The organism is Myxococcus sp. CA039A (assembly GCF_013336645.1).
Taxonomy (GTDB): domain Bacteria; phylum Myxococcota; class Myxococcia; order Myxococcales; family Myxococcaceae; genus Myxococcus; species Myxococcus llanfairpwllgwyngyllgogerychwyrndrobwllllantysiliogogogochensis.
Genome location: NZ_JABUMQ010000457.1, coordinates 1 through 6,998 on the forward strand (window position 1 = coordinate 1; position 6,998 = coordinate 6,998).

General features: G+C 69.7%; 1 protein-coding gene. It reads left to right on the forward strand.

Annotation, left to right across the window (positions count from 1 at the left end):
• Positions 1 to 107: 107 nt before the first annotated feature.
• Positions 108 to 6,494 carry an Ig-like domain-containing protein gene (locus HR086_RS43210; RefSeq protein ID WP_174468554.1) on the forward strand — a complete coding sequence of 2,129 codons (6,387 nt, stop codon included), beginning with the start codon at positions 108 to 110 and terminating at the stop codon, positions 6,492 to 6,494.
• The last annotated feature ends 504 nt before the right edge of the window (positions 6,495 to 6,998 follow it).

Here is a 6,998-nt window from a genome sequence, read left to right on the forward strand (position 1 = left end):
GCGCGGGGGCGGGTGGCAAGGGCGGCCGCACATGGAGTGGCGATACTCATGCCACGACTGGCGCTCCTGCTCCCTCTCGTGACGTGGGCGGTCTGGGCGGCACGCGCATGGACTTCAGCGCGGTGGACCATCTGCTCTTCGGTGGTGGTGGCGGTGCGGGTCATAGCAACGACGACTTTGGCGGCGGCGGCAGCGCGGCGGGCGGCATCGTGTTCATTCGCGCGGCTTCGCTGGCTGGCGCGGGGACGATTTCCTCCAATGGCGTGGCGGGTGAAAACGCTCGCGAGGATGCCAACGACGCGGCGGGTGGAGGTGGCTCGGGTGGAACGATTTATCTGCGCGTCACGGGTGCGTTGACCTGCGGCAACAACCTGGTGTTGGCGCGCGGCGGTAACGGCGGCAGCACGGTCTTCCCTGAGCACGGCACGGGCGGCGGCGGTGGTGGTGGTCACATCCTGCTCCAGGGCGGCACGATGAATTGCTCCCCCTCCGTCGCGGGGGGCATCCCGGGCACGCAGCCCACGGCGGGCGCTCCGGATGGCCTCACCTACGGCGCCATCGCGGGCAGTCCCGGTGTCATCACCACCCTGGCGGGCCCCTTCGTGACGCCGTCGGCCCCGGTGGTCGTGACGCCCGCCAACGGCTCCACCACGGGCGTGCGTCCTCCCATCACTGGCACTGCGACCCCGAACTCCTCGGTCGTCATCTCCGTGGACGGCGTGGTGCTGGCCACCGTCACGGCGGATGCCGCGGGCAACTTCACGTACACGCCGGTCGTGGACCTGACGACGGGCGTGCACACGGTGAATGCCGTGTCCGTGCTGAACGGCGCCTCGAGCATGGTCAGCAACACCAACACCTTCACGGTGCAGAACGCGCTGCCTCCGCCGGTCGTCGTCACTCCGGCGAACAACGCGGTGCTCACGACCGCGCCAACGCAAATCACTGGCACGGCGTCGGGCGGTGCCACGTCCGTGGTGCTCACGCTGAATGGCGTGACGTACCCGGCCATCGCCGTGACCGGCGGTAACTGGACGTTCCCGATTCCCGTCGCGGTGACGGACGGCGTCTACAACATCTCGGTCGTGTCCCAGGATGCGACCCGTACGAGCACGGCCACGACGTCCACCTTCACGGTGGACACGGCGACGTCGGTGAGTGTCACGACGCCGGCCGAGGGTGCGGTGCTGACCAACGGTGTGGTGACGTACTCGGGAACTGCGGAGCCCGGCGCCTCGGTGGCGGTGGTGGTGGATGGCACCACGGTGGGCACGGTGACGGCGGCGGCGAACGGCACCTGGTCGGTGCCGGTGGCCGCGGCGCTGGCGGACGGCGCGCACTCGGTGACGGCGACGGCGACGGATGCGCTGAACCACACCGCGACGGACACCAACACCTTCACGGTGGACACGGGCACGTTCGTGAGCGTGACGACGCCGGCCGAGGGCGCGGTGCTGACCAACGGAGTGGTGACGTACTCGGGCACGGGTGAGCCGGGCGCCACGGTGGTGGTGCGTGTCGACGGCGCCACGGTGGGCACGGTGACGGTGCCGGCGAACGGAATCTGGTCGGTGCCGGTGGCGACGCCGCTGGCGGATGGGCCGCACTCGGTGACGGCGACGGCGACGGATGCGCTGAACCACACCGCGACGGACACCAACGCCTTCACGGTGGATGCGACGACGAACGTGAGCATCACCACGCCGGCGGAAGGCGCGGTGCTGGACGACGGCGCGGTGACGTACTCGGGCACCGCGGAGCCGGGAGCCACCGTGACGGTGGTGGTGGACGGCAATACGGTGGGCACGACGACGGCGGCGGCGAATGGCACCTGGTCGGTGCCGGGCAACTCGTCGCTGGGCGACGGTCCTCACTCGGTGACGGCCACGGCCGAGGACGCGAGCGGCAACACCGCGACGGACACGAACACCTTCACGGTGGACGCGTCGACGAACGTGAGCATCACCACGCCCGCGGATGGCTCGACCATCAGCGACCCGATGGTGACGTACTCGGGTACCGCGGAGCCGGGCGCCACGGTGACGGTGGAAGTGGATGGTACGGTGGTGGGCACGACGACGGCGGCGGCGAACGGCAGCTGGTCGGTGCCGGGCAACTCGTCGCTGGGTGAAGGTCCTCACACGGTGACGGCCACGGCCGAGGACGCGAACGGCAACACCGCGACGGACACGAACACCTTCACGGTGGACACGTCGACGAACGTGAGCATCACCACGCCTGCGGATGGCTCGACCATCAGCGACCCGATGGTGACGTACTCGGGTACCGCGGAGCCGGGCGCCACGGTGACTGTCACCGTGGACGGCACGGTGGTGGGCACGGTGACGGCGGCGGCGAACGGCAGTTGGTCGGTGCCGGGCAACTCGTCGCTGGGCGAAGGTCCCCACACGGTGACGGCCACGGCCGAGGACGCATTCGGCAACACCGCCACGGACACGAACAACTTCACGGTGAACACGTCGACGAACGTGAACATCGCCACGCCGGCGGACGGCTCGACGGTCGGCAACCCCGTGGTGACGTACTCGGGTACGGCCGAAGCGGGCGCCACGGTGACTGTCACGGTGGACGGCACGGTGGTGGGCACGGTGACGGCGGGTGTCGATGGCAACTGGTCGGTGCCGGTGGCCACGACGCTGACGGACGGCTCGCACACGGTGGTGGCCACCGCCGAGGACGGCGACGGCAACACCGCGACGGACACGAACACCTTCACGGTGGACACGGCCACGACGGTGAGCATCACCACTCCCGCCGAGGGCGCGGTGCTGACCGACGGAGTGGTGACGTACGTGGGGACCGCGGAGCCGGGCGCCACGGTGACTGTCACGGTGGACGGCACGGTGGTGGGCACGGTGACGGCGGCGGCGAACGGCAGCTGGTCCGTGCCGGTGGCGGCGGAGCTGGCGGATGGAGCGCACTCGGTGACGGCCTCGGCGGAAGACGCCCAGGGCAACACCGCGACGGACACCAACGCCTTCACGGTGGACGCCACGACGTCGGTGAGCATCACCACGCCGGCGGAGGGCTCCACGGTGACCAACCCGGTGGTGACGTACTCGGGTACGGCGGAGCCGGGCGCCACGGTGACGGTGGTGGTGGACGGCACCACGGTGGGTACGGCGACGGCGGGCGTCGACGGCAGCTGGTCGGTGCCGGTGGCCACGCCGCTGGTCGACGGGCCGCACTCGGTGACGGCCACGGCGGAGGATGTGAATGGCAACACCGCCACGGACACGAACACCTTCACGGTGAACTCCGTGCCGGACACGCGCATCACCGCGAGCCCGCCCGTGAACACCGCCAGCACCGACGCGGAGTTCAGCTTCAACTCCGTCACGGGAGACCCGCGTGACACCTTCGAGTGCTCGCTCGACGGCGCGGCCTTCACCCCCTGCACCAGCCCCATCAACTTCACGGGCCTGCCCGAGGGAACGCACACCTTCCAGGTGCGCGCGGTGGACGCGGACGGCGACGTGGACCCCACGCCCGCCCACTTCATCTGGTCCATTGGCCTGGACACGGACGGCGACGGCCTGACGGACACGGAGGAGATTGCCATCGGCACGGACCCGAACAACCCGGACACGGACGGCGACGGCGTGTCGGACGGCATCGAGGTGGAAGTGGGCGGGACGGATCCGCTCGACGACGACTCGGATGACGACGGTCTGATGGACGGCACCGAGGACAAGGATCACGACGGCATCGTCGACGCGGACGAGACCGACCCGAACGAGGCGGACACGGACGGCGACGGCATCCAGGACGGCACGGAGCTGGGTCAGACCGTGCCCGAGGGCTCGGACACCGACGCGACGGTCTTCATCCCCGATGCGGACCCGACCACCGTCACCAACCCCCTCAACCCGGACACGGACGGCGGCAGCGTGCGTGACGGCGTGGAGGACGCGAACCACAACGGCCGCATCGACCCGGGCGAGACGGACCCGAACCTGGCCGCCGACGATGTGGACTCCGACCTGGACGGCGTGAGCGACGAGCGCGAAATCGAGCTCGGCATGGATCCGCATGATGCGGACACGGACGACGACGGCGTGCCGGACGGCGATGAGGCCCTCACCGACACGGATGGGGACGGCACCATCGACGCGTTGGATCCGGACAGCGACAACGACGGCATCAACGACGGCACGGAGAGCGGCGTGACGCGGGAGACGGCGCCTCCGGGCACCAACGTCGACTCGCCGAACTTCGAGCCGGACCTGGACCCCACCACCACCACCGACCCGACGAATCCGGACACGGATGGTGATGGTCTGAACGACGGCCGGGAGGACGCGGACCACAACGGCCGCGTGGACGCCACGGAGACGGACCCGAACGACGCCGACACGGACGACGACGATCTGAACGACGGCGTGGAAGTCACGGGTACCAATGCGACGAACCCCCTCAACCCGGACACGGACGGTGACGGCCTGAACGACGGCCGCGAGGACGCCAACCACAACGGTGGCTTCGACAACGGCGAGACGGACCCGAACAACCGCGACACCGACGCTGGTGGTGCGAGCGACGGTGACGAGGTCAACGGGGGCTCCAACCCGCTGAACGGCGATGACGACTTCGTCGTCGTGGGCCGTGGCTGCAGCACGGGAGGGGCGGGCACCTTCGTTCCGCTGGCGCTGCTGTTCCTGGCACTGCCCCTGTTCGGTCGCCTCCGCCGCGTGGCGGGGCGCTCGTCGCGGGGCGTGGCGGCGGCCGTCACCGGAGGCCTGGTCCTCGCGGGCACGCTCGCGGCCCAGCCTGCCCATGCGCAGGTGACGACGCCGGGCCCCGTGTCGCAGTCCATCGACGTGCAGCGCTTCAAGCCGGGCCCGGGCGCCGAGGACATCCTCGGCATCCACAGCGCCCGCGTGCAGCGCCACCTGGGGTTGAACCTCGGCCTGTCGCTCAACTACGGGAGCAAGCCGCTCAACTTCCTGGACCCTCGCTCGGACCGGTTCATCACCGCGCTGGTGAGCCGTCAGCTGGGAATCGACCTGATGGGCGCGGTGGGTCTGTTCGACCGCTTCGAAATCGGCGTGATTCTGCCCGTGACGATTCAGGGCTCGGACCCGGCGCCGCAGGTGGACTCGTCCTTTTCGCAGGGCGTGGGCGGCGGTGGTATCGGCGACCTGCGACTGGTGCCGAAGGCGCGCCTGATTGATGGGGAGCGCTTCGGCCTCGCGCTGGCGGTGCCGGTGTCGCTTCCCACGGCGGGTGGAAACGACTTCCTCGGCGGCTCCGGGGTGAGCGTGCAGCCCAAGCTGGTGGCCGAGTACGGTGAGAAGGTCCGCTTCGCCGCCAACGTCGGCGTGGACATCCGCGAGAAGCAGGTGCTGCGCAACCTGACGGCGGGCAACGCGTTCACCTACGGCCTGGGCACGGAGATTCCCTTCACGCTGGGCCGACTGCCGCTGTCCGCCGAGGCGACGGTGATTGGCGCCATCGGCCTGGACGAGCAGGACACGGAGGAGAGCCCGCTGGAGCTGCTGGCCGCGCTGAAGTACCGCGCGGTGAGCGGATTCACGGCGCACCTGGGCGGTGGACCGGGCCTCACCCGGGGCTACGGCACGCCCGGCTACCGGCTGCTGGCGGGCTTCGGCTACAGCCCTCCGCCCGAGCCCAAGAAGGCGGCGCCTCCTCCGCCGGTGGACACGGACGGCGACGGCCTCTACGACCCGGACGACAAGTGCCCCACGCAGCCCGAGGACAAGGACGGCTTCGAGGACGCGGATGGCTGCCCGGACCCGGACAATGACCAGGACGGCATCCTCGATGGCGACGACAAGTGCGTGAACGAGCCAGAGACGAAGAACGGCTTCCAGGACGAGGAAGGCTGCCCCGACGAGGCTCCGCCCGTGGACACCGATGGCGACGGCCTCTTCGACCCGGATGACAAGTGCCCGAACCAGCCCGAGGACAAGGACGGCTTCCAGGATGGGGACGGCTGCCCGGACCCGGACAACGACAAGGACGGCATCCCGGACGTCGCGGACAAGTGCCCCAACGAGCCCGAGGTCATCAACGGCGTGGCGGACGAGGACGGCTGCCCCGACAAGGGCAAGGTGAAGGTCCAGGTGGATGGCGAGCGCATCCTCATCCTGGAGAAGGTCTACTTCGCCACGGGCAAGGACATCATCCTCCCGCGCTCCTTCCCGCTGCTGAAGCAGGTGGCCGCGGTGCTGCGCGCCAACCCGCAGGTGGAGCTGCTGCGGGTGGAGGGGCACACGGATGACCAGGGCAACGACGCGTCCAACCTGGACCTGTCCAAGCGCCGCGCCGCCAACGTGCGTGCCTTCCTGGTGAAGGAGGGCATCGACGCCGCCCGCCTGGAGTCGCAGGGCTACGGTGAGACGAAGCCCGTCGACACCAACAAGACGGCGAAGGGCCGCGAGAACAACCGGCGCGTGGAGTTCAACATCGTCCGCATTGGCAAGGTGGAAGTGGAGCGCGTGGCCCCCTGATGTCGTCGCGCCGCCCCGGGCGCCCACCGTGGTGCCCCGGGGCTGACAGCCAAAGTCGTTGACGCGAGGGTGGTTCCGGCAAGTCGTCCGGGGCCACCCTCGGTTTTTTAGGGGAGGTCCGTCCACCACCCGGAGTCGGGGGCGCGTGACGCTCCGTGAAGACCCTCCACGTGTGTCGTGGAACAGGGGGGAAAGGGGTGGCGCCGATGCGGGGAGACCTGCCAGGGTGCTCCATCCAGCGCGAGTCAAGGGGCGAAGTGGACCCGCCACGCCGCGCTGCCTGCTTTCGGGGCCGCTGCGTAAGTCCGCGTCAGGACTCGGCGCCGCGCCATCCCGCTACATGTGCGTAGCGGAATACTTGCCAAAGATCCGGACTTGCTGATGATTGCGGAGGTTGGAGGCTTGCGCGCTGCATCGCGCGACGCCTGCCGAAAGGACCGCCATGGACCAGTTCGATCAGAACAAGCAGGCCGCCAAGATTCGGGCTGTCTCTTATACACACCT

Excerpts from the sequence above, each read along its gene's own strand:
- HR086_RS43210 (WP_174468554.1), top strand. The coding sequence starts at position 108 with ATGGACTTCAGCGCGGTGGACCATCTGCTCTTCGGTGGTGGTGGCGGT.